This window comes from Bdellovibrionales bacterium, from assembly GCA_018266295.1.
GTDB lineage: Bacteria > Bdellovibrionota > Bdellovibrionia > Bdellovibrionales > Bdellovibrionaceae > JACMRP01.
Window position 1 is genome coordinate 74559 of record JAFEAQ010000008.1, and the last position, 20344, is coordinate 94902.

At 47.2% G+C, this 20344-nt stretch carries 23 protein-coding genes; 10 read left to right on the top strand and 13 right to left on the bottom strand.

The genetic code is table 11. From position 1 onward, the window contains the following. The first annotated feature begins 20 nt into the window (after positions 1 to 20). Positions 21 to 1184: a hypothetical protein gene (locus tag JSU04_06320; GenBank protein MBS1969902.1), complete on the top strand. Its 1164-nt coding sequence runs from the start codon at positions 21 to 23 to the stop codon at positions 1182 to 1184. Here JSU04_06320 and JSU04_06325 read toward each other — a convergent pair whose 3' ends face one another. From JSU04_06325 to JSU04_06350, 6 genes are all read right to left on the bottom strand, one after another. After that, on the bottom strand, positions 1185 to 1532 hold the full coding sequence (locus tag JSU04_06325; GenBank protein ID MBS1969903.1) for a hypothetical protein: 348 nt from the start codon (positions 1530 to 1532) through the stop codon (positions 1185 to 1187). Beyond that, positions 1529 to 3046, bottom strand: coding sequence for a pre-toxin TG domain-containing protein (locus JSU04_06330; GenBank protein ID MBS1969904.1), 1518 nt, complete (start codon positions 3044 to 3046; stop codon positions 1529 to 1531). The genes JSU04_06325 and JSU04_06330 overlap by 4 nt, the downstream gene beginning before the upstream one ends. Next, the gene (locus JSU04_06335) at positions 3043 to 3873 is read right to left on the bottom strand and encodes a hypothetical protein (GenBank protein MBS1969905.1); all 831 of its coding nucleotides are present in this window, start codon (positions 3871 to 3873) and stop codon (positions 3043 to 3045) included. The genes JSU04_06330 and JSU04_06335 overlap by 4 nt, the downstream gene beginning before the upstream one ends. Then, positions 3861 to 4592 carry a hypothetical protein gene (locus JSU04_06340; protein MBS1969906.1) on the bottom strand — a complete coding sequence of 244 codons (732 nt, stop codon included), beginning with the start codon at positions 4590 to 4592 and terminating at the stop codon, positions 3861 to 3863. The genes JSU04_06335 and JSU04_06340 overlap by 13 nt, the downstream gene beginning before the upstream one ends. A gap of 200 nt (positions 4593 to 4792) precedes the next feature. Then, positions 4793 to 5191: a hypothetical protein gene (locus tag JSU04_06345; GenBank protein MBS1969907.1), complete on the bottom strand. Its 399-nt coding sequence runs from the start codon at positions 5189 to 5191 to the stop codon at positions 4793 to 4795. Positions 5192 to 5296: 105 nt separating this feature from the next. Next, positions 5297 to 6157 carry a TIGR02147 family protein gene (locus tag JSU04_06350; GenBank protein ID MBS1969908.1) on the bottom strand — a complete coding sequence of 287 codons (861 nt, stop codon included), beginning with the start codon at positions 6155 to 6157 and terminating at the stop codon, positions 5297 to 5299. A gap of 142 nt (positions 6158 to 6299) precedes the next feature. Here JSU04_06350 and JSU04_06355 point away from each other — a divergent pair, with 142 nt between their 5' ends. Then, complete coding sequence (locus tag JSU04_06355; protein MBS1969909.1) at positions 6300 to 6770, top strand: hypothetical protein; 471 nt, start codon at positions 6300 to 6302, stop codon at positions 6768 to 6770. A gap of 1 nt (position 6771) precedes the next feature. Here the strand turns inward: JSU04_06355 and JSU04_06360 are convergent, their stop codons facing one another. From JSU04_06360 to maf, 5 genes are all read right to left on the bottom strand, one after another. Then, positions 6772 to 7056 (bottom strand): YggU family protein, encoded by a 285-nt coding sequence (locus JSU04_06360; GenBank protein ID MBS1969910.1) that lies wholly within the window; start codon positions 7054 to 7056, stop codon positions 6772 to 6774. Between the two features lies 1 nt (position 7057). Next, entirely contained in the window at positions 7058 to 7588 is a 531-nt protein-coding gene (locus tag JSU04_06365; GenBank protein ID MBS1969911.1) for a DivIVA domain-containing protein, read from the bottom strand. A gap of 65 nt (positions 7589 to 7653) precedes the next feature. Beyond that, complete coding sequence (gene proC / locus JSU04_06370) at positions 7654 to 8484, bottom strand: pyrroline-5-carboxylate reductase (GenBank protein ID MBS1969912.1); 831 nt, start codon at positions 8482 to 8484, stop codon at positions 7654 to 7656. Between the two features lie 10 nt (positions 8485 to 8494). Beyond that, on the bottom strand, positions 8495 to 9181 hold the full coding sequence (locus JSU04_06375; GenBank protein MBS1969913.1) for a YggS family pyridoxal phosphate-dependent enzyme: 687 nt from the start codon (positions 9179 to 9181) through the stop codon (positions 8495 to 8497). Continuing rightward, a complete protein-coding gene (gene maf / locus JSU04_06380; GenBank protein MBS1969914.1) occupies positions 9178 to 9864 on the bottom strand; it encodes a septum formation protein Maf in 687 nt (228 codons plus the stop codon). The genes JSU04_06375 and maf overlap by 4 nt, the downstream gene beginning before the upstream one ends. Between maf and JSU04_06385 the strand changes: the two genes are divergently transcribed. Genes JSU04_06385 through JSU04_06410 form a run of 6 tightly spaced genes read left to right on the top strand, consistent with a single transcriptional unit; the run spans position 9827 to position 16568 of the window. Then, complete coding sequence (locus tag JSU04_06385) at positions 9827 to 10720, top strand: type II secretion system F family protein (protein ID MBS1969915.1); 894 nt, start codon at positions 9827 to 9829, stop codon at positions 10718 to 10720. The two genes, maf and JSU04_06385, sit on opposite strands and share 38 nt — an antisense overlap. A 3-nt stretch (positions 10721 to 10723) precedes the next feature. Continuing rightward, positions 10724 to 11071 carry a DUF192 domain-containing protein gene (locus JSU04_06390; GenBank protein ID MBS1969916.1) on the top strand — a complete coding sequence of 116 codons (348 nt, stop codon included), beginning with the start codon at positions 10724 to 10726 and terminating at the stop codon, positions 11069 to 11071. Beyond that, positions 11058 to 12731, top strand: coding sequence for an FHA domain-containing protein (locus JSU04_06395; GenBank protein ID MBS1969917.1), 1674 nt, complete (start codon positions 11058 to 11060; stop codon positions 12729 to 12731). Before JSU04_06390 ends, JSU04_06395 begins: the two co-directional genes overlap by 14 nt. Next, on the top strand, positions 12731 to 13888 hold the full coding sequence (locus tag JSU04_06400) for an FHA domain-containing protein (GenBank protein ID MBS1969918.1): 1158 nt from the start codon (positions 12731 to 12733) through the stop codon (positions 13886 to 13888). The genes JSU04_06395 and JSU04_06400 overlap by 1 nt, the downstream gene beginning before the upstream one ends. Beyond that, positions 13888 to 15882, top strand: coding sequence for an FHA domain-containing protein (locus JSU04_06405; protein ID MBS1969919.1), 1995 nt, complete (start codon positions 13888 to 13890; stop codon positions 15880 to 15882). Before JSU04_06400 ends, JSU04_06405 begins: the two co-directional genes overlap by 1 nt. Next, on the top strand, positions 15882 to 16568 hold the full coding sequence (locus tag JSU04_06410; protein ID MBS1969920.1) for a hypothetical protein: 687 nt from the start codon (positions 15882 to 15884) through the stop codon (positions 16566 to 16568). The genes JSU04_06405 and JSU04_06410 overlap by 1 nt, the downstream gene beginning before the upstream one ends. Here the strand turns inward: JSU04_06410 and JSU04_06415 are convergent. After that, positions 16565 to 18421, bottom strand: coding sequence for a sulfatase-like hydrolase/transferase (locus JSU04_06415; protein ID MBS1969921.1), 1857 nt, complete (start codon positions 18419 to 18421; stop codon positions 16565 to 16567). The two genes, JSU04_06410 and JSU04_06415, sit on opposite strands and share 4 nt — an antisense overlap. A 54-nt stretch (positions 18422 to 18475) precedes the next feature. On the opposite strand from JSU04_06415, the gene JSU04_06420 reads away from it, so the two are divergent. Together JSU04_06420 and JSU04_06425 are read left to right on the top strand one after the other, a co-directional pair. Beyond that, positions 18476 to 19111: a MotA/TolQ/ExbB proton channel family protein gene (locus tag JSU04_06420; protein ID MBS1969922.1), complete on the top strand. Its 636-nt coding sequence runs from the start codon at positions 18476 to 18478 to the stop codon at positions 19109 to 19111. An 8-nt stretch (positions 19112 to 19119) separates the two neighbouring features. Then, positions 19120 to 19521 carry a biopolymer transporter ExbD gene (locus JSU04_06425; GenBank protein ID MBS1969923.1) on the top strand — a complete coding sequence of 134 codons (402 nt, stop codon included), beginning with the start codon at positions 19120 to 19122 and terminating at the stop codon, positions 19519 to 19521. Between the two features lie 2 nt (positions 19522 to 19523). On the opposite strand, the gene JSU04_06430 is transcribed toward JSU04_06425, so the two are convergent. Further along, positions 19524 to 20216 (bottom strand): Crp/Fnr family transcriptional regulator, encoded by a 693-nt coding sequence (locus JSU04_06430; protein ID MBS1969924.1) that lies wholly within the window; start codon positions 20214 to 20216, stop codon positions 19524 to 19526. Positions 20217 to 20344: the final 128 nt, after the last annotated feature.

The following is a 20344-nucleotide window of genomic DNA, read 5'->3' on the forward strand; positions in this document are numbered from 1 at the left end:
CCTGTTAATATGGGAGAGTTATGAAAATTGCAATGATGTTATGCCTGCTAGTACTCACCGCGGAAACCTCCTGGGCGGCCTTTGACGATTACCAACGTTTTCGTAAAGGAACGTACGAGTTTGAGTTTGAAACGCAGTATTTTAAGACGGATGCAAATTATACCGATGGCGGCGGCTCTTACCAGAAGCTGCTCTACGGGCAATCTTATGAAATTTTCAATTTTTATCTGAAATCCAGTTACGATTTGAGTAAAAACAGCTCTTTCTATGGCAGCCTCAATTTAGCCAATGCGACAAGTAATGGTATTACGACGACTCGTTCGAACTCGTCGGTGACGGGGGCGTACTTGGGTTACGCGTATCGTCCTTACAATGAATCCTTTGATCTCGTCACGGATTTCAATGTTTTGATTCCTTTTCAGAAAGTTGATCAGAACACGGACACGGTGATTAACGCTGAGGGCGTGATTGAGGCCACGGGTTTGTTGCGTGCGCAAAAGGACTTTACGACTTTTTCAGCCTTGGGTTACATCGGGGTGACTTATCGCCAGGCACGTTCCTCTTTGGTCCCGTGGGGCGTCGGGGTTGAGGCCAATTACGCGAAATGGGCGTGGGGCGGAAAAGTTTTTGGTTATCAAAGTGTGACCGATGATCCAGATACCAATAATAAAATCCAAAGAACCATCGTTACGGATCGCGTGAATGCTTCGAGTTTGTATTTCTATTCTGTGAATCCTTCGGTTGTAGATTCCGAAGCTTGGGTGCGTTTTAAGTTTGATAATGCATGGGCCCTGACTGTGGGCGGTGGTACGACAATCACTGGTTCGAACACGGCGGCGGGATTTCACGCCGGCGCAGCGATCAGGTATACTTGGGATAGTGAGCCGAGCTACTACATGAAGCCGGGGATTTCGACCCAAGAAGATAGTCTGAGTTCTGAAAGAAAAGTTCCGAAGTTTAAAGAAGAGACCGATGACGGTGTGAACCAGAAGCTCTTCCAGAAAAAGGGAATCACTCCGGGGGCGCCAGCGCCCCGTCCGGGCGGAGACATCACTCCGGCGGCAGACAATGTCGCAATGAAAAAGACCGGCCCACAGCCGACGCCATCGCAGATCGAAGCCAACGATGGCGGCGAAGTTCAGTTGAAACTAAAACGGAAGCGTAAGAAAAAACCGACGACTTAGTTACTTTTCGAAAGTTCCAGGAATGAATTCAACTTTTCCGGTATTGATGTCGAGATAAAAGGGTCTGCCGCGACTTCCTACCATGAGCTTACCTTGAACCTCCAGTGCTCCAATATAGGCACCTTCATATCCCTGGTCACCATGTTTAAAGAATTCTGCTTTTTCGATCTGCCATAATAGATTTCCATCAGCATCAAAACAAAATACGTTTCTTCGTCCAAAATCTGGGTCGAGAGTAACAATGCATTTATTTTTGTATTCTAAAACGGACCAGATCTTGTCTTGCAAATCGATTTCTCGATCATTGATCTTGATTGTTTTAGCGCCTTCTACGTATTCGATTTTCATTTTAGACCTCTAAATACCTCAGTGATAGGTTTTGGATTTTTAAAGAAGCTGGGTGAAGACTTAGGAATAAAATATTGAATTGCATTCTCATTTCCTCCCCACTCATTCTTGCCAACAAAGCCTACATGCATTTCGGTTCCCTGTGGAATAGTAGCAGTTGAGTGATAGTCCGGTACATGTTCTAGAGCAAACATTTCCTTAATTTCTTCTGGGGTTTTCCCAACGACATCTTTTGCATCAGCCACCCAAGAACCATGCATGTCTTTTCCATTCTGAAAGAATCGAACAAACTGCTGCTCAGATTTGGTTTGAGCTGATACTACTGGTTTGCTCTCTGACCATGCAAGTTTAACATAGTTTCGCTCTTTGATTAGCCTTTGATTCTCTTTAGCGCCGTCCAGAAATTTAATGTTTTTGAACCGATCTTTTAAGCGCTTGGCTAAGGCTTCAAATGAAGATCTATTCTTGGCATTTCTGGCGACTAAGTTTATTTCTTCTTCTGCTGGATGGGCTATTTTGGCTATTGCTCGAACCCAAGGCTTTGCGGCATTGCTACCTCCGAGAGTTACAATTCCTACGACAAAGAAGCCTCCAGCTACAGCTCTCTCCCAGGTAGCAAGAGGTTCCCCTGTCATAGGATCTTTGCCGACAAATGCTCTGTAGAAGTCCTTTGGTGCCGATGTGAGCGGGATCATATCGGTTGCGATATCAACGAGTATTTTGCCAGCGTTTAAAAGGCCATTACCAAGTTCTTGATCGTTCTGGGTGTAAGCATTGTCCGCTTCATTCAGAACAGAATAGCCGACTCGTTTTGCGTCTTCCTGTTGGGGCGTTTGAGATTGATGGTTGTTTAAGCGGTCGCGCAACTTGTCGAGTTCATCTTTATGATCGCTTTGGTAATCGTGATCATCGTGTAACTGCCAGCCGGCTTGATCGGGCGAAAAGCCTCTTCCAGGGTATTTTCCCTGGATAGAATCATAGATAGAAAACGCCGGATCGGTAGAGTTCAGTTGCCCATTTGAGCGAGGATCTGCCACCTGACCTGCGTTTTGAATTGCTTGATTTAGATCACCAACCTGTTTTTCAAGTTCGGTTGTGGTCGCGCCAGCATCTGCGGCTGTTTCTGCATTCAGCCGATTGACGATTTTTTCTTGGATTCTATGGAGGCGTTCACGTTCTTCTTTTGTGAGCCGATCTGAATCTTCAAAGCCTGTCAGATCTCGACCAGTGAGGCGTTCGCTACCCGGCGGCTCGTGATCAAAGGGTGCACCGGCGACATCCCCACCACGGTTGAAGACAGGATGAGCCTCCCACATAGGAGTTCCTTCCGGGTCATGAAGTTTATCCAAAACCCAGGTTCTTCCGTCTACTTCAACTTTGGATCCAACTGGTGAATTTTTATCGACACAATTTTGGCAAATCACATTGTTTTCGTCGACAGCGCTATAAGCTCGCAGAGAAGAGAATTGGATCAATAATACCACTGCCAAAAGATTTGTAATAAAGAATCTCATGAACGGCCTCCGGCGATTTCGAGCCATTGGATTGAGTAAGGAGTCAGTGGCAATTTGCCGCAGGTTTCAGTCGTAAGGCCAGATTTCACTGATGGTTTACTACAAACGACTTTTTTGTAAGCGCTGAATGCATTCGGAGTGAGTTGAGCGCTGAGTTGTTTTGAGACTAACTCAAGATTTGCAGTATTGTAAGATTTCTTGCAAACAGGAGCGATCTCTCTAGATAGTATCAATGTATTTTGAAGTCTTAAGTTTTGTTTGTACAACAGAACAAACGAAGACTTGGCTTTCGAGGCGAATTGCGCGAGTTGTACTAACGTATCTATCTCTGCCTGTAAATTTCCACAATATTGATTTAGCTTTGCATTTGCATTCGCATCACGGCGGGTTTGTTCAAATTGCTTTTGCACGTAAACCGAGTTCATTGCAAAAAGGGCATTTGCTGTTTTCAAAGGAGTCTCAATGACTAGAGATAGTATTTTGTCGGTCTCAGCAAGCGCACTGCTAAGAGAAGTTTTCGCAGTGGAAAAACTACTTGGCAAGGCGGCAACTACTTGTTGGGTATTTGCTTGAGATATTTTTAATGATTGTAGCTCGAGATTCATTTGCAGATAATTCTGACCGCATCCCAATAGAGCTGGTTGTGTATCGATATTTTTTGGTGCACAAGCCTCAGTTAGTTTTTTAAACCTAGCTTGTGCTTCTCCGACTTTAATGACATGCGCTTTTGTTGCCGCCACTGCATTGGTGTGAAGATTGAGCATTGAACGAAACTCGCCACCGGCGAAGGCCATGTGCATAACACCGAGATAAATTAGAAGTTGCATGACTTACGTTCCTCTTGAGCGGACCAATCGCCATTCAGCTGGTTGATACTTCCTTGAAGTTGATTGACTCTATCTGTGTGATAGCTGATTTCGGTTTCTGCTTGTGTAAGTGAGGAGGCATTGTGAGCTTTTTCCTCTGCTAGCATCACCTGTGTGGTTCCTATTAAAATGCTCATTTGTTGAACGAGCGCTTGGCCTTGATTATTTTTTAAAAGTTCGTCTATCTCAGTAGCGTTTCTGCTAGTCATACTTCGGATCAAAGATGCAAGTTGCGTCATCTGAGGATGGCTTGGATCATTTTCCATCGAGGAAAGAATTTCGTTGAGTGATTGTGCAGTTGCACTTGATTGAATGTTGGAAAGCCCTTGGCGTAATGAAGCTTCGCTAAAGATAAGTCCTTGATTGATATTTTGAAACTGATTTAAAAGGCTTTCTTGTTTGAACAGAACTGTCTGTCTTTGCGTAAGGTCTTCTTTTCGTTTTACAGCTGAATTCAATGAGTAGTTGGCGTCATTTAAGTTCTGGCTTGCGATATCTAGATTTTGACGAATAGTAGCTTGGTGGCGGTTGGCATCGTTACGAATATCTTCGCATTTTATGGATCTAGGACTTATAGGGGCTGCGTTTTCAATACCCCGGCGGATATCTTCAAAGAGGCCTGCATGCGCATTTGGATGCAATGTCAGTAATAGAGAGGCTAAAAGGATGCTTTTTTTCATAGAGATCTCCAGTTTCTTTGTTAATGGAGAGGTCTATGAGCAACTGATATGCCTAAGGACTATAGAGATGAGATCAAATATAGACGTTTTAAGGCCATTTTAATCGCAAACAGTCTAGAATTTAAGAATTCAGATTCCAGCTTTTAAGACAAGAACCCGGTGTAGCCGGGTTCTTTAAAGGTATAATTGGAAAACGCTAATTACTTCAGCTGGCAGTTGTATGAAAGCAGCCGCACAGACTTCGTATTGCCCGAGATCATCTTCACATCGCGAGTAGAAGCAATCACGTGAACCTGAGAAGCGCCCTTCAAAACCGCAGGTGACACCAAGATGTCTACCTTTGTGCGGCCTGTGATTTTGAGGCTAGAATCCTTAATCACCACAAAATCGCCCATGAAAGGGATCTGCATTTTGCTGAGGTTCGCAACCGACGACTTGTAAACTGTGGAAGTCTTCAGGTTCGGGGTGAACTCCAGAGTTTTGTCGCCGACCACTTTGAGTTGGCCGTAGTCGTTGTTGGCAGAAGTGCAATTGTAAGTCGTGTCGGCGAAAGCAACACGCGCAACGAAGAAAGCGATGATAGCTAAGACGATTTTCATTTTGGGGGCTCCTGAAAAAGGAGCCCTTATTTAGTGGAAATTCCTAAACACCGCAAGGAAAACACAAAGTCCCTCTCGAGCGGCGGTTGTCGGCAGCTAAATTTTTCAAGCTGGGGCTTCTGGTTCAGCGGGGACCGCCGGTTTGGTCACACTATGAACGTTGAAATTCACCTGGTAAAGCTTGCGCCCGCGGTACTCGTTGGCCTGAAAGCGGGCCAGTTGCTCAGAGGCAAAGGTATTCATCAGCTCATAGAACTCAGTCAGCTCATCCGGGGACAGCGGCAGCAAAAGGCTGCGGTAGCGGCGCTCCTCCTTAGGTTTGTGGAAGGCTTGGATCGACTCGAGCAGGCTTTGCTCATGAAAACGCATGAGGGGAACACTGCCGATATTGTCAGGCACTCGGAAGAGGTTGTGGGTGGTCTTCCACAGAGTCTTACCTGTCGTGGAATCTGGAGCTGCGAGCTCCATTTCTGACAGCTTATGAAGGGCCTCTTCGACAACCAGAACTTCTTCATCCAAAAGTGACGCTAAGTTTTCAGTGGTCGCTTCGATGTCGTTAAAACCAAGCATCGTGAGAAGGCGCACGTACAAGGGCTTTGCCACGAAGTCGACGTGATTGTTGATCTCGCTTCTGGCCATGACGGATTTTAAAATCTGTACAAGCTTGGTTCCGTACATCTGCTTTTCGCTCGGAGTGCCTGACTGCGAGTATCTGACTAGAACATAGAAGTACTCTTCTTCTTGCTCATTCAGTCCGGCGTTGCGAAGAAAGCTCACGCAGAAGTCCGGAGAGATCTTTCGCTGACCGTACAAAATCATGCGAAGGCTAGAGCGACTTTTAAGATTGAGTTCATGCGCCCAAGTTTCGTAGGAGAAGCTGCTCCCGGAGTTTTTTCGGAAGCTGTAGTAGGCACGCAGAAACTGAAAAGCATCGAGGAAATCAAAGATGACGGGTTTCTGATTCATAGCCCATTTGACTGAGAGAAACCTATGTCGGTCAAAAGTTTTTTTGTGCTCATCAATGAACACGGAACAGTTGTCTGGCAAGGAAAAGCGGGTTTTAGATTTTTCTTGCAAGGAACTTTAGAGCCTGAGTTAATTCAAAAATATGAAATACATCATTGTTTTGTCGACACTCATTTTTGCGACTTCTTTGAAATCATTTGCAGGTAACGGAGACGTTGGATCCGCCGACGACAATGTCTTTTCACGAACCACGATGTTGCATGAGCCTTACAATTCGCAAACCGAGGCCCTGCGGATGAGTGAGCTCTGTCAGAAGCTTGAGTCTGGAAAAATCACAGCAGGCACTTGTCTGGTGCAATGCCGACGCATTAGTGAAAACGTTCTCGGAATGTTTGTCGCTAAAGAGGGGCTTCCTCCGATCGTCGTTGAATTTCAGCCGGAAGATCAGACTTTGATGACTTTTTGGGGGGCCGGCCAGCAGCACGAGTATCTGAATTCAAAAAATACTTATATGAATATTTGGCTTTACGGACAAACAGGTGCAAGTATTTCCATGGATATCAGGAAGGGCACCGAGTTTCAGCGCTCTTGTGGAAAGACGATCGCTCACTAAATTACTTCATCCCAAGTTTTGCAGCGACTTCTTCAGCAGTGAGTCCGGTGATTTCAACGGTTTTATTGCGGCCAGTTTCACCTTTTAAGATTTCAATTTGGCGTTTGGGAATTTCGAGAATTTCAGACAGAAATTCAACGAGTTCGGCATTGGCTTTGCCATCGACGGGCGGAGCTGTGATCTTAACTTTAAGGGCCCCGTTGTGGGGCCCTATAATTTCGTTTTTTGAAGCTTTCGGTTGAATGAAGAGGGTGAGTTTCACTCCTCTGTCAGTCTTCGTGATCATTTTAGCGAGCAGAAAGCGGAGAAATCTCTGTCGATTTATCGCCTGTTGGCGCCATATTCATGTTCGGAAGCTGCATTTGCGGCATGTATTTCTCGCCTTGATCCAAAAGGGTCAAGTGAGCTTGAACAAGCGCCTTCAAGTTGGCTTCGAATTGCATACGAGCACGCTTCAACTCAGTGATTTCTTGGTACATTTTCTTTAGTGAATCACGAGAGTCGCGCATGATGATCTCAGCTTTTTGGTTCGCATCAGCGATGATGAGCTTGGCCTCGCGCTCAGAATCCTGGCGAAGACGCTCTGTCATTTGTGAAGCTGTCGCGATCGTGTTTTTCAAAACTTGGTCGCGCTCTTTGTATTCCAAAAGGTTGAGCTCTTTTTCACGAAGAGCTTCTTTCAAAGAATTGCGCTCTTGAATCAAGGCTTCCATTTGCGACGCAATTTGCGCCATGAACTCGTTCACTTCTTCGGCATCGATGCCCATCATTTTTTTACTGAAAGATTTGTGAACGATATCGATAGGAGTAATTTTCATCCTGAGTTCCTCCATGAAACTTTAACGAAAAGGTATTGAAATCTACTTTTTTAGGATACGGCCTGTTACTTGATTTCGCGAGAGATTTCTTTACTTCGCATCGCCGCTTTTTCGAAGCTGATACGCAAAGCACGTTCAATCTCGAGCTCTCTCATGGACTGAAGTCCAGCTGCCGTCACACCCTTCTTAGAGGTTACGCGGGCTTGCAGCTCTTCAAACGGAATGTCCTTTGATTGAGCGGCGAGCATGGAAGCTCCCATAAAGGTCTCAAGTGTCATGCGTTTAGCAGTTTCTTCATCAAATCCATGTTCGATGATCCAATCCTGCCAGTACATCATCATTTCGAGAACGAAACCTGTTCCTGATGAGCAAGACACCATCAAAGCTTCGAATTGATCTTCGTCTTCTACTTTGAGGGTGTAACCGAGCGGTGAACACATATCGTCCATCATCGCTTCGAGGGCTTCGTCGACTTCATTGAGGAGGTAACCGATCACACCACGGCCGATGATTGAAGGAGTATTCGGCATCATGCGCACAAGGCGTGCATTTGGAAGATACTTTTCAAGTGTTTCCATCTTAATACCGGCAGCAAGGCTGATTACAATCTGATCGTCATTGAATGAACTGGCGATCGGTTCAATGGCCGTGAGCAAATCCTGCGGTTTTACCGCTAAGATGACGATGTCAGAGTTTTCAACGAGAGATTCGTTATTATCGATAACTTGGATCTTGTATTGGTCCGCAAGCTTTTGCAATTTTCCTGGAGTGCGGTTTGAAGCCAGAATCTGGTCGCTTGTGGCAACACCACTTTCGAGCATACCCTTCATGATCGCTTGGGCCATATTGCCGGCTCCGAGGAAGCCGATCTTTTGGCGCTTTAAGAGTTGATTCATTGTTGGTCCTTTAGTTCTTCCTTGGCCTCTCTCCGAAGAGTATCGTCCCCAGTCTAACAATGGTAGCTCCTTCCTCTATAGCCACATGATAGTCGTGGCTAGTTCCCATGGATAGCTCGTGCAGTTGATGCCTGCCCGCGCCATGCTTTTGTAATTCCAATTGTAGTTCTCGCAGCTCCCGAAAATACGGTCGAACATCTTCGGGATTATCTGTCAGAGGAGGCATGGTCATCAATCCGGTTATTTCCAAACCCGGAAGAGCGGAGACTTCTGACCATTGAGCCATCAGGGTTTCGCGACTGTAGCCACCTTTGGTGACTTCTTGTGCGAGGTTGACCTGAAGAAGAATTTTCTGAGTTGTTTTGATTTTTTCCGCGTGGTTTGAAATGGCACGTGCTAACTCAAAAGAGTCTACGGAATGAATCAGCACGAATTTTCCGACCACTTGCTTCACTTTGTTTTTTTGCAAACTGCCGATGAAATGCCACTCGATATCGAGGTCCTTCAACGTATCTTGTTTTAAAAGAGCCTCTTGCACGTAGTTTTCAGCAAACAGCCTGTGCCCGGCAGAGTACAAACGACGCATTTTCTCAACGGTCTGCAGTTTTGAAACCGCGAGGATCTTCAAACTCTCCCGGGTGCGGTGGAGTTTTTTCAGAAGGTCGTTGCATTCTTGATGGATAGCTTCGAGACTCATTTTCCCACTCTTTCGACAGACCACTTCATTTTCGCCAACATATTTTCGAAAGCTTTGACGGGAAGTCCGACGACATTGTCATAATCGCCGATAAATTCTTTCACAAACTTGCGTCCCAGACCCTGAATTGCGTACGCACCGGCTTTATCCATGGGTTCACCAGACTGGATGTAGGTCCAGATTTCATCATCACTCAAATCACGAAATATCACTCGGGAAGTCTCAATGTGAGACACCTGCTGGCCGGCTAGACTTTCGACAAGGCACAAACCTGTTTTCACTTCGTGGGTTTTCCCAGACAAAAGTTTTAGAAATTCGTACGCCTCCTGGGTATTCTGAGGCTTTCCGAGGGTCTGAGTGTGGTAAACTACCATTGTGTCCGCTGTCAGCAGTAGGAAGTTCTTATGGGATGCAGATTTCAGCTCGGAAAAAGCCGCCTTAGCCTTACGTCCAGCTATGTCCAAAATCTGCTCATCAATATTCAGGTTTTTATCAGGTGTTTCCGATACTTTAACTGGGTGTACGTCAAAGACAAAACCAGCGGTTTGGAGAAGTTGTCGGCGGCGTGGAGACTCAGATGCCAAAATTAATTGGTACATAACATAACTTGAACACAAAGAGAGATAAATGGGAAGCGCAGATTTAATGCTTATCGCAGGCTTCGTGTTGGGAGGACTCAGCATCTATCTCTTTATTTCTGCTTTGTTTTCAAGCAATCAAGATACGCAACAACTCTCTTGGGCAAACAACAGTGAGCCTGCAACTTCGAAATCGCCAATTATAAATTTCTCTCGTCCGCTTGTTCACCAATTTACTCTGCAACACGCGCTCCGAATTAAGAGCGTGAGTTATCGTAAGCGCGTTCGTAAATACATTCTTACTTCCGGCTTGTCATCGGAGTTGAACGAAGATGAGTTCATCGGCTTGCAAATCCTTTGGGGTTTCATGTTCCCGGTGTTCTTAGGTGTGATGAACTTTGCTTTGGCGTTGGACTTGCCAGTGCCACTTTTGATCGTGATGGGTTTTGCCGGTTTCTTGTTCCCGCAAATGCATGCGTCCGCGGAAAAGAAACGTCGTGAGATTTCAGTTCGTGGCGACTTACCGTTTTTCATCGACCTCCTGGCGTTGTCGGTGGAAGCAGGCCTTGATTTCTTTGCCGCGATCCAAAAGATCGTCGACAAGGCCAAAGGCACGGATAGTGTTTTGGCGGATGAGTTTGCAACCGTACTCAAAGACGTAAAGATCGGTGCTTCAAAGACTCAAGCTTTGAAAGACATGTCTGAGCGCTTAGATATTTCTGAGATCACAAGCTTCGTGGCGGTCTTGATCGACGCTGAAGCCAGCGGCGCGAGTATTTCCCGCGTTTTAAAAGACCAATCGATTCAAATGAGACTGGAACGCTTCGTGAGAGCCGAGAAAGCCGGTGCGAAGGCTTCGCAAGCGATTCTGATTCCGTTGATGTTATTTATTTTGCCGGCGGTATTTATCATGGTTTTTGGACCGGTTGCCGTGAGTTTCATTTACGGTGGCGGGAAATAGAGGATGGCAGTGTTAACTAGTAGAACGCGTAACCAACAACTTATAGGTGACTTAGAAGTCGCTGCGACCGAATGGGCTCGCGGCAAGGGACTTCTTGGCCGTAAGTCATTGGGGGCTGAGCAAGCTCTGTGGATTAAGCGTTGTAACTCCATCCATACGTACTTTATGAAATTTACGATTGATTGTGTGTTCTTGGACAAACAGCAACGTGTGAAAGCGATTTACCCTCAGGTAAAACCTTTCCGCATTGTCTGGCCAGTGTGGGGAGCGAGCTCAGTGATTGAGTTTCCCGCAGGTCGCGCTCAAGAATTGGGGATTCAAGTAGGAGAAGAGCTTCATGTGGGCAATTAGGGTCTTAACAGGCCCGCTTGCGGGTCAAATATATGACTTAAAGTTAGGCCGAAATCTTGTCGGTCGGGCTCCGCATTGCGATGTGAAGATCTCCAGCAATGGCGTTTCGAAAGAACATGCCGAAATTCACGTTTATAAAGACAAGATCATGATCACGGATTTGAAATCCAGCAACGGAACCTATATTAACGGTGTTCGGGCACAAAACGGTCTCATCCGTTTGGGTGACAAGGTCAGCGTGCATGACGTGATCTTTGATATTATTCCAGCTCCGGATATTCGTCCGACGCCGCAGGCAAGCGCGCCGGCACGGGCCGCCGGAAATCCGCGAGGGATGCCAGTTCCAGTGAACGGCGGCAATGCGGCTCCGAACTATTATCCACAAGGTTATCAACAGCCCTATCCGCAGCAAGCGCCGCAGATGATGGGGGCGATGCCTGCGGGAATGCCGGAACCAGCGGAAATGCCAGAGGTGGAACCTCCTCAGGGCTTCCTTCAGAATCTTTTGTTTCAAGCGCAAGACTATATGGAGCGCGTGGCTCTTCCGGGCGTCTATAAGCTGCCGCAATTGGCGGAGTTTAAATACGTTCTCGGTGGTTTTGTCGGTGTATTTATTTTTGCGGTGACATTATTGTCGATGATTCCGATGGTGCAGATCACAAGATCCAGTATCTTGGCTGAAAGTAAGCGTCGGGCGCAATCCATTGCCAGAAACGTGGCGATGGCGAATCAGCAAATGCTTCTCCAAGGCAATGTTTCGGCCCTGAGCACTCATTCAGCTGAAACCGAAGACGGCGTAAAACAAGTGATGATCGTACAGCAATCCGACGGGATGATTCTTGCGCCGGCAAGCCGTGCAGGGGTGACTCCGGATATTCCGTTTGTCCATGTAGCCCGACGTGAAATGAAAACTCAGGTCGAGCAAGTCGATAGTCAAACGATCGGAGCGAGCTTCCCAATTGGTCAGTACGATCCAAATACCGGTGAGCCTTCGGTGAAAGCCCATGCGATTGTCCTTTATGATATCGGTAGCTTGGCGTTTGATGACGGCCATGTCTTGAGCTTGTTCTTCCAGACACTGATCTTAGCGTGCTTGGTGGGTCTGTTACTCTTCTTCTTTATGTATAAGCTAATTGAGTATCCGATTGTGAGCCTCAATAAGCAGCTCGACATCGCCATGCGCGAGAAGAAAGATGCTGCCGACGTGGAATTCCAATTCCCGGCATTGCAAAACTTGATCGCGAACATCAATAGTCTATTAACTCGCTACTTACATGGTGGCGACGAGGCTGGTGGCCAAGTGAACATGGTCAGCCGTGATTCCGAAGCTGAAAATCTGGTGCAGCTGATGGGTTATCCAACAGTAGCTGTCACAGGCGAAGGCCGCATCGTCTCTGTCAATGCGAACTTTGAGCAGCTTGCGCATGCTTCGGCTTCGCAACTGGTAAATCAGACGGTTTCAGCCATTCCAGACATAGCTTTGCAGCAAAATATGCAGCACTTGATGGAGAAATCTCGTGTGGCACCTGGTTCGATCCAAAGCGATCAGCTCGAGTTTAGCGGTCATAACTGCCAAATTCACTGTCACGCGATGGGAGTAGAGAACGGCACGATTTCTTACTTCGTTATTTCTATCACGCCAGTTGAAGGGGGAGAGTAATGTCAGCAGCTCCTCAGTTAAAGACTGGCTTGCAGTTTAAAGTTCAAATCCAGCGCGGTCCGCTGGCAGGGCAAAGCTTTAGCTTTAACAAGGCGATTGTTGAAATCGGCCGAGGATCTGACAATGATTTGATTCTTTCAAATGATATTCGTGCGAGCCGTAAGCATGCTGAAATCCATTGGGATGGGCATCAGCTTCGGATAGTGAATATCAGCTCGAAAAGCTTCTTGGCTGTCAATGGCAGCCAAGTCGAGAGTGCGACACTGGAACCGGGTTCTATCATTCACATTGGTGAAACGGAGTTCCGTATTGATTTCCGTCCGCCGGCTCCCGAAGTCCCAGAGGACATGAACCTGAATGAGCCGCCAGTGCCAAGTGATCTTGCTGAGCCTAAAACCAAAGTGCAATTTGAACCAGAAGCCGTCGTCGTGCAAATGCCGATCCTTCAGGCGAATCGTCCGTATCCAGTTCAGCAATCTCCGATGTCACCGATGCCTCCCTCTGGAATCTTGGGCGGCGCCGCTGGCGGACATCCGAACTATGGTACGAATTTGCCGGGGCCGATGGGGATTCCAAGCCCACGTCCGCGCAGCAGTGGTCGTCGCCGTAAAGTCGCCGGTGGTGGCAGCTCCGGCCGAGTTCGCTTCTATGCGATCGTGGCTGTGATCGGTATTTTCTTCTATTGGATGATGACTTCGACTCCGGCAAAGAAGAAGGAATTAACATTCCGTTCGTCGGAGCAAATTGAAAAAGACATTGAAACCTCGAAAGAGGATCTTAAAGAGTTCGAAGCACGTCGTGAAAAGTTGGATAATGTTCAATACCGCCGCGCTCAAGAGAACTATATCCGTGGCTTCCGTGATTACAAACAAGGGAATTACGGTCGCGCACGTGAATCTTTCCAAGTCGTTTTGAATCTGGATCCTGATAACGAGCTGGCAAAGCGTTACTATCAGCTCGCGAAACTGAAATTTGATGAGACTGTGAAAGCCCATATGCTGCAAGGAAATCGTTATCGTGAAAAGAAAAACTGGCGTATGTGCTCTTCGGCTTACTTTAACGTCATGACCATGGTTGCGAATAACCAGGATCCGATTTTTAAAGAAGCCAAGCAATACTACAATGAATGCATCTTAGCGCAATCGGGGAGATACTAATGGCCCGTTTGCGCGTCCGTCTTCGCGGTAAAGTCACTCAAGATTTGCAGTTAGCTCCCGATCGTACATACCTTGCCGGTCGTAAGGACGATTGCGACATCGTTCTAGTGAACGAAAAAGGTATTTCTCGCGAACACTTTAAAATCTTCTTCGCTGGCGATAAGTGGAACCTTGAAGTTCTTTCTCGTTTCGGCGATGTGCTTGTGAACGGAGAAAAGATTCAGCAAGAAACTCTCGAAGGCTCAAAATTGTTCTACCTAGGCCCTTATGAGTTTGAATACTCTGAAGTTTCGTCAGACCTCGTGGCAGTGGCGGCTCCAGGCTTGCCTGAGGCGGCGGGCCCGGCGTATGCAGAAGTCGACGTGCACGAGAAGACTTTCATTGGCTCGAATAATACGGTTCCTTACATTAAAGTCGTGAACTCTGAAGGCGATGTCAAAGAGCTCTTTAAGCTTGAGGGCGGAGACACTTGGATCGCAGGTCGTGAATCATCGTGCGATATCGTGATTCGTGACCAACGCGTGAGCCGACGCCAATTTGAAGTCCGCCGTCAAGGCAGCTTCTTCCAGATTATGGATTTAGGCAGCGTGAATGGAACTCTGGTGAACGGGAATCCTGTTCCTGCAACAGATCCGATCATGATTAAAAGCGGTGATGCGATCAGCGTTTTAGATAATCATTTGTATTTTGAATTGCACGATCCTGATTTTAAAGCGCGCATGGAACTCGTGAAGTCCCAAGCGCCAAATCCGCTTGTGGCCATTCATCAAGAGGCCGTGCCGATGCACGCTCAGTATGGTCAGCATGTTCCAATGCCGATGCCAATGGGCGAAATGCCGCCGGCGCATCTTGGTTATGGCTATCCGGCGATGGGGCCGGGCGGTTATCAGCAGACTCCAGAAAATAAAAAATTCGATTTTGAAAAGCACCGTGTGAAGCTCATCGCTGGCGCGGTTCTTTTATTGGGATTCGCGTACTTCTTCAGTGATCAAGGCGAGAAGCCACCTCCAACTCAGCAGCAACAAGGGGTTGCGATGAAGCCGGGCGAAGCTTTCAATAAGCTTTCTCCGGAGCAGCAGATTTTGGTGAAGCAGACTTATATGCTTGCGAAAAACCTTTATATGCAGGGTAAGTACGAACTTGCGAAAGCCGAAGTCACAAAGATCTACGAGCTCGTTCCTGACTATGAAGATACCAAGGATATTGAGCGCCTGGCGAATGAGGCCCTCGTTATTCAAGAGCAGAAGCGTCAGCAAGAGCAGCTCGAGCAAAAAATGGCAGAGAACCGCGAAAAGATCGAAAAGCAGACAGCGGTGTGCCAGGCAAAGATCACTCCTGAGTTTACAATGGCTCAGTTAGATGAGTGCTTGGCTCCAGTCATTGAGTTTGACCCTGCCAATGCTAAATTTACGGATCTTCGTCGCCAGGTGGAAGAATTTGCAACGCAAAAGCAAGTGCGTGATGCACAGAAGGCTGAATACAATACTCAGGTGGCAAGGCTTCGCGGCCTCTTTAGCCGTGCAGAAAGCAGTCACAAAGAAAATCAGTATTTGCGTGCGATTAAAGAATACCAAGCTGTCACGACTTCGAGCTTGCCGGACCCGAGTGAGTTAAAACCGCAGGCCCGCCGTCAGATAGCGGCGATTCAGCAGACACTCAAACAGAAAATCGACCAGCTGACAACTGAAGCGGATACTTTCTATAAAGATCAAAAATTGAAAGATGCTATTTTGACTCTCAGAAAAGCGGTGGATGTGGATCCTGGGAATGAAGACACCAAGGACAAAATCAACCGCTACGTTCTTGAACTCAAGAAGCAGATGATGGTTCTTTATCAAGAAGGCGTGCTTGAAGAGAGCTACGGCAACGTCGAGGGCAATGAAAATCGTCCTGGCGCCAAAGACAAGTGGAAAAAGATCATGGATTTGGATATTCCAGACGGCGAGTACTATGGTAAAGCTAAAATCAAGCTTAAGAAGTATGGAGCTCTGTAATGAGAATTACCGAACGTTCATACTCCACCAAGAACTTTCGCCCGCGTCCTGAAATCTATGTCGAGCCGGATGGTTCCTTTATTGTTGTAACCACTTCCTGGGGCAGCCCAGAGCATGCGGCTCGACTCAATGAAGACGTGGCGAAATATGTTCAAGCGGCGAAGGCCGACGTTGAAGTGACTTCTCCCTTTGAGTTTTTGACTTCTCTGACGAACCAGGCAAATTACTTGCGCATTGCGACCCTGATCGCCAATGAGTCTTTCTACCGTAGCGAGAACAAGGCAGACTATCAAGCGGGCCTTGAAACATTGCTTTTGCTTCGGACTGGATCACAGATGGCTTATGCCCAAGTGGGATCTCCGCACCTGCTCATTCAAAAATCTGATAAAGTGATGGCGCCGATTTCGGTGAACTTCGATTCCAGTCTCGAGATGAGCGGAGAAGATGGTGCTTTGATGCCGCCATTGCCGCAAACTCTTGTGGGCATAGATACAAGCCTTAATATCCGTGTGGGTGATTTCCGAATTGAAGACAGTGATCGTTTGATTCTATATGCCGGTGGTATTTGGCCGGAATCTATTTGGAACTCGAGTTACTCAGCTGATTTGCAGCAGATGACTCAAAAACTCGTTCAGAAAAACCCCGATGCGCCATTCTGGCTCGGGATCGTCGAGCTCGGCGATTAGTCTTCGTCCTGCCAAGTATTGCTGTTTTGGAGTGCCTTCATCAGGCTTGCACGTTGCTTTTGAAACTCCGGTAAGCTCAACACTAAGTCCACAAGTTCCGGCTTCAACTGAGCCTTCGTCGACGTATCCCAAATCAGCGACGTTGCGAGATTGCCTTGCTTGATATTCTGGTCGACGAGGTAATTCAAGTAAGCCCGCTCAAAGCGGCGCTTCTGGGTATCACGCGAAAGACCACGAAGGTCCGAACGTTGCCAGTCAATGAAATCCAGGAATAACGAATCGTCGCATTTCTTGATGTCTGCTGAATCGAGGTGCGGCACCTCCAGTAAACGCAAGCAGGTATCCTGAAACATGTTAAAGTGTGAACTGTTGCCACTCGCGCCATTGCGTTCAGCAACGTATTGCCAAAAAGGCTGTTCGGCTTTTTGCCCAAGGCTCTTGAGGGTGCTCCAGTCTTTCAGCTCAAACGCCAAGAAACCGGCCCAGCGAAGCGTGTCGGCATCCGGATTTTTCCCGCTGGCACGTGCTTTCAAATCTCGGAGTAACGCGGGCTTTTGATCTACTCGCAGCCAGCGATAAAATCCCGGAGTGTATTTTCTAAAAGTGTCTTTATCAAGACCCAGCCAGGGCTCACCCTCAACCGCATCGAGTGCTGCAAGAATCTGATTGCGCTCTTCTGTCGACATCTCGGTGCTACGAAGGGGATTGGTTTCAAGCCGGTCGGTGAGTGTATTAAAGAACTGCGGTTCTTTATCATAAATCAACAGCGTATGGCCGCTCAGCACGGCGGAACGGCGATTGCTAAAGCCGCGCCACTGAGCCCAGTCAGACTCCATCAAGATAAGACGGTTTTCAGGCCACTCCATCTGATTTTTTTGCACGAGCTGTTTGAGAGATAAAACAGGAAAGACGCCAACAGGTTTATTCGGATTGCTGCCGTTGCCGATCAGTTCAAACAAACTTTGCCCGAGATCCACGAGACTGACGTTACGGTCGATCTTCCACTGCAAAGCTTCGTCACGGACTTTTTGCGCCGGCTTTACAAACAACGCCACCTGGGTGTTTTCACTGTGCAGATTCAGCGGTGTGAGTTCTCCGGGACGGTCATCACTGGTGTGACCATTGAGTCCCACAACCACCAAAGTCGTCGAGTTCCAGCGATGAGTAGACTTAAGCTCGCTAAAAAGCTGATAGAGATTGCTGTCGAGTTCATCGAGCTGGCTTTCGTGCGACAGATTTCTTGCTTCGCCGAACTCATTCATGGTGACGGTATTGGTAAATATCAAGTCCGGCGCATAGATCATCGCAAAGAAGGAGCTATGCCCGACATCCTGACGCAACCACTGCATCAAAGACTTTGTGGAAGATGAAAACGGACGATAGAGGTTTTGCCGAGTGGGAATGATATTATCGTCAAAGAGTTCAAAGCCCTGATTCAGTCCAGACTTTCTCCACACTGGCGGACCGCCGGAGAAAAAGGCCGTTCTATAGTTTTTTGACAAAGCATATTCGGCCACCGTGGTGAATTGTGGATCCAAACCCGGAAAGCCATTATTGCGGACGCGGTGTTGAAACGGATAGACGCCGGTTAAAATGCTCGCAAGCGTAGGAACCGCTAAAACCGAAGGATTAAACGCGTGGGTAAAGCGCACTGATTCTTTGCAAAGAATTTCAAAGCCGGATCTATTGGCATTTGTCATATCTTCGTTGCACAAAATATCCAAAACACTGAGATCATCGACGGCGATGACCAAGACCGAGGGGCTTGATGAAGGTTGGCAAGAGGTCTGGACTAGACTTGCCGCCAGTAACAATACAGTTGCAATGATAGAGGATGCCTTGACCGGTCTCATTTGATCTAGTGATAATGATTTAATTATTGAAGAGAGTCAAAGAAAGGACCATCCATGCCAGTACTTAGCGAGAAAATTTTTGCCGTCGCGCATTTGGCGGATCAAGTTGTTTTATGGATCTTGGTTATCTTGAGCGTCCTCAGTATCGGCATGATTTTAGAGCGCTTTTTCGCACTTCGTAAAGTAGGCAATCAATCGGCTCAGATCCGTGCTCGCATCCGCATGGCTTTGCAAAGCAATAGCGTAGAAGACGTTGAAACGATCGCGAAAGATATCGATAGCCTTGAAGGTCGAGCAGCCAGCTACGCGTTGAAGCATATGAAAGACAGTGGCAGCAAAGGTTTGGAAGAAGTCTTCAACACATTCTCACTAACTGAGCGCCCGGAGCTGGAAAGATTTTTAAGCTTCCTCGCAACCGTGGGTTCGAACGCTCCTTACATCGGTCTTTTGGGGACGGTTTTGGGTATCATGAAAGCCTTCAATGATTTGGCTCAGGCTCCAGAAGCAGGTCAGCAAACCGTGATGGCGGGGATTTCTTTGGCCCTTGTTGCGACGGCAGCGGGTCTTTTTGTGGCGATCCCAGCGGTCATCTCTTACAACTACTACAGCAAAAAAGTTCGTGGTGTGATGCAAGGTCTTGAGAGTGTGAAAGAGCTCTGCCTTGCGTACGCTAAGAAAAAAGGTGTGTAGTCATGGGGATGAAGTATGATGTAGAAAACAATGAATCCATCGCGGACATTAACGTTGTCCCGCTCGTGGATATCATTCTCGTGGTTCTGATCATCTTCATGGTGACAGCACCGATGTTCATTAAGCCGACGATCAATGTGAACTTGCCAAAGGCGGCGAGCGGCGATCAAACGGCCCCAAGCAAACTCAATATTGCCCTGACTGCGGACGGTCGTATCAACCTCAACGGGACTTTTGTTGATGAAGCCACCGTAAAGCAGAAAGCGATGGACGAAGTGGCAAAGAACGCCGACATCCAAGCCATCATCTCTGCGGATAAAGACGTTCCCCACGGAAAAGTGGTAGGGCTCCTCGACATCGTCAAATCAGCCGGCGTTAAAAAATTCGCCATTTCTATCGATAAGAAATAATCTTACAGGCGGGATTTGGCTAAGAGCTTCTCCCGCTCAAGAATTACAATCGATCGTCCTTCACGGCGGATGATATGCTCAGATTCTAATTCGCTAAGTTGTCTAGACAGGCTTTCAATGACAGTGCCTGCGAGCTTGGCGATTGTATCGCGGTCGACCTTTACGTCGATACGAATGCCTTCTTTGCTTTCTTTGCCAAATTTTTCCGAGAAACTCAGTAGCACGGAAGCAACCCTGTTTCCAACCGAGTGATTTTCCAGTGCTGAGATACGCTCATCCTTGATGGAAAGAATATCACAGAGAACTTTTATCATCGCCTCTTGGAGGGTTGGTGAACTATGCAAGAATTTCTGAAAGCTCTCTCTTTGAAAGATAATGGCTTCGATAGGATCCAGCGCCTCTGCAGTATGGCGATGCTTGAAATTCCATTCGCCATAACCCAAAAAGTCTCCAGGGCCACAGATCCGAACCGGGTGAAGGGTGTGTGTTTGATATCCCAGCCTTGCATGTCCTTTTAGGAGGACGTAAAAACAAAACTCATTTTTATTTGATAAAAATAACAACTCTTCTGAGGGTTCAAAGAGAACACGCGTGGCCAATGTAGACAGGTGAACAATCTCATGTTTTGAGAAATGAGAGAACGCAGGAATCGTCGAGATGCAGTCTACAAGTGAGCCGGTTGTTATTGTCTTCATAAGCGAACTCTAACATATGTGTGTAGCGCTGTTAAATACTCAACAAGATGTCCCGAATTATTCAGCGAACTGTTCAAAGTCGCTGGCATAAATAGCGAATCGTTGTAATTGATTTATATCAATCTTGT

Excerpts from the sequence above, each read along its gene's own strand:
- JSU04_06420 (MBS1969922.1), top strand. The coding sequence starts at position 18,476 with ATGCCAGTACTTAGCGAGAAAATTTTTGCCGTCGCGCATTTGGCGGAT.
- proC (MBS1969912.1), bottom strand. The coding sequence starts at position 8,484 with ATGAATCAACTCTTAAAGCGCCAAAAGATCGGCTTCCTCGGAGCCGGC.
- JSU04_06395 (MBS1969917.1), top strand. The coding sequence starts at position 11,058 with ATGTGGGCAATTAGGGTCTTAACAGGCCCGCTTGCGGGTCAAATATAT.
- JSU04_06350 (MBS1969908.1), bottom strand. The coding sequence starts at position 6,157 with ATGAATCAGAAACCCGTCATCTTTGATTTCCTCGATGCTTTTCAGTTT.
- JSU04_06365 (MBS1969911.1), bottom strand. The coding sequence starts at position 7,588 with ATGAAAATTACTCCTATCGATATCGTTCACAAATCTTTCAGTAAAAAA.
- JSU04_06430 (MBS1969924.1), bottom strand. The coding sequence starts at position 20,216 with ATGAAGACAATAACAACCGGCTCACTTGTAGACTGCATCTCGACGATT.
- JSU04_06340 (MBS1969906.1), bottom strand. The coding sequence starts at position 4,592 with ATGAAAAAAAGCATCCTTTTAGCCTCTCTATTACTGACATTGCATCCA.
- JSU04_06360 (MBS1969910.1), bottom strand. The coding sequence starts at position 7,056 with ATGATCACGAAGACTGACAGAGGAGTGAAACTCACCCTCTTCATTCAA.
- JSU04_06390 (MBS1969916.1), top strand. The coding sequence starts at position 10,724 with ATGGCAGTGTTAACTAGTAGAACGCGTAACCAACAACTTATAGGTGAC.
- JSU04_06400 (MBS1969918.1), top strand. The coding sequence starts at position 12,731 with ATGTCAGCAGCTCCTCAGTTAAAGACTGGCTTGCAGTTTAAAGTTCAA.
- JSU04_06355 (MBS1969909.1), top strand. The coding sequence starts at position 6,300 with ATGAAATACATCATTGTTTTGTCGACACTCATTTTTGCGACTTCTTTG.
- JSU04_06320 (MBS1969902.1), top strand. The coding sequence starts at position 21 with ATGAAAATTGCAATGATGTTATGCCTGCTAGTACTCACCGCGGAAACC.
- JSU04_06410 (MBS1969920.1), top strand. The coding sequence starts at position 15,882 with ATGAGAATTACCGAACGTTCATACTCCACCAAGAACTTTCGCCCGCGT.
- maf (MBS1969914.1), bottom strand. The coding sequence starts at position 9,864 with ATGCTGAGTCCTCCCAACACGAAGCCTGCGATAAGCATTAAATCTGCG.
- JSU04_06415 (MBS1969921.1), bottom strand. The coding sequence starts at position 18,421 with ATGAGACCGGTCAAGGCATCCTCTATCATTGCAACTGTATTGTTACTG.
- JSU04_06330 (MBS1969904.1), bottom strand. The coding sequence starts at position 3,046 with ATGAGATTCTTTATTACAAATCTTTTGGCAGTGGTATTATTGATCCAA.
- JSU04_06375 (MBS1969913.1), bottom strand. The coding sequence starts at position 9,181 with ATGAGTCTCGAAGCTATCCATCAAGAATGCAACGACCTTCTGAAAAAA.
- JSU04_06325 (MBS1969903.1), bottom strand. The coding sequence starts at position 1,532 with ATGAAAATCGAATACGTAGAAGGCGCTAAAACAATCAAGATCAATGAT.
- JSU04_06385 (MBS1969915.1), top strand. The coding sequence starts at position 9,827 with ATGCTTATCGCAGGCTTCGTGTTGGGAGGACTCAGCATCTATCTCTTT.
- JSU04_06425 (MBS1969923.1), top strand. The coding sequence starts at position 19,120 with ATGAAGTATGATGTAGAAAACAATGAATCCATCGCGGACATTAACGTT.
- JSU04_06335 (MBS1969905.1), bottom strand. The coding sequence starts at position 3,873 with ATGCAACTTCTAATTTATCTCGGTGTTATGCACATGGCCTTCGCCGGT.
- JSU04_06345 (MBS1969907.1), bottom strand. The coding sequence starts at position 5,191 with ATGAAAATCGTCTTAGCTATCATCGCTTTCTTCGTTGCGCGTGTTGCT.
- JSU04_06405 (MBS1969919.1), top strand. The coding sequence starts at position 13,888 with ATGGCCCGTTTGCGCGTCCGTCTTCGCGGTAAAGTCACTCAAGATTTG.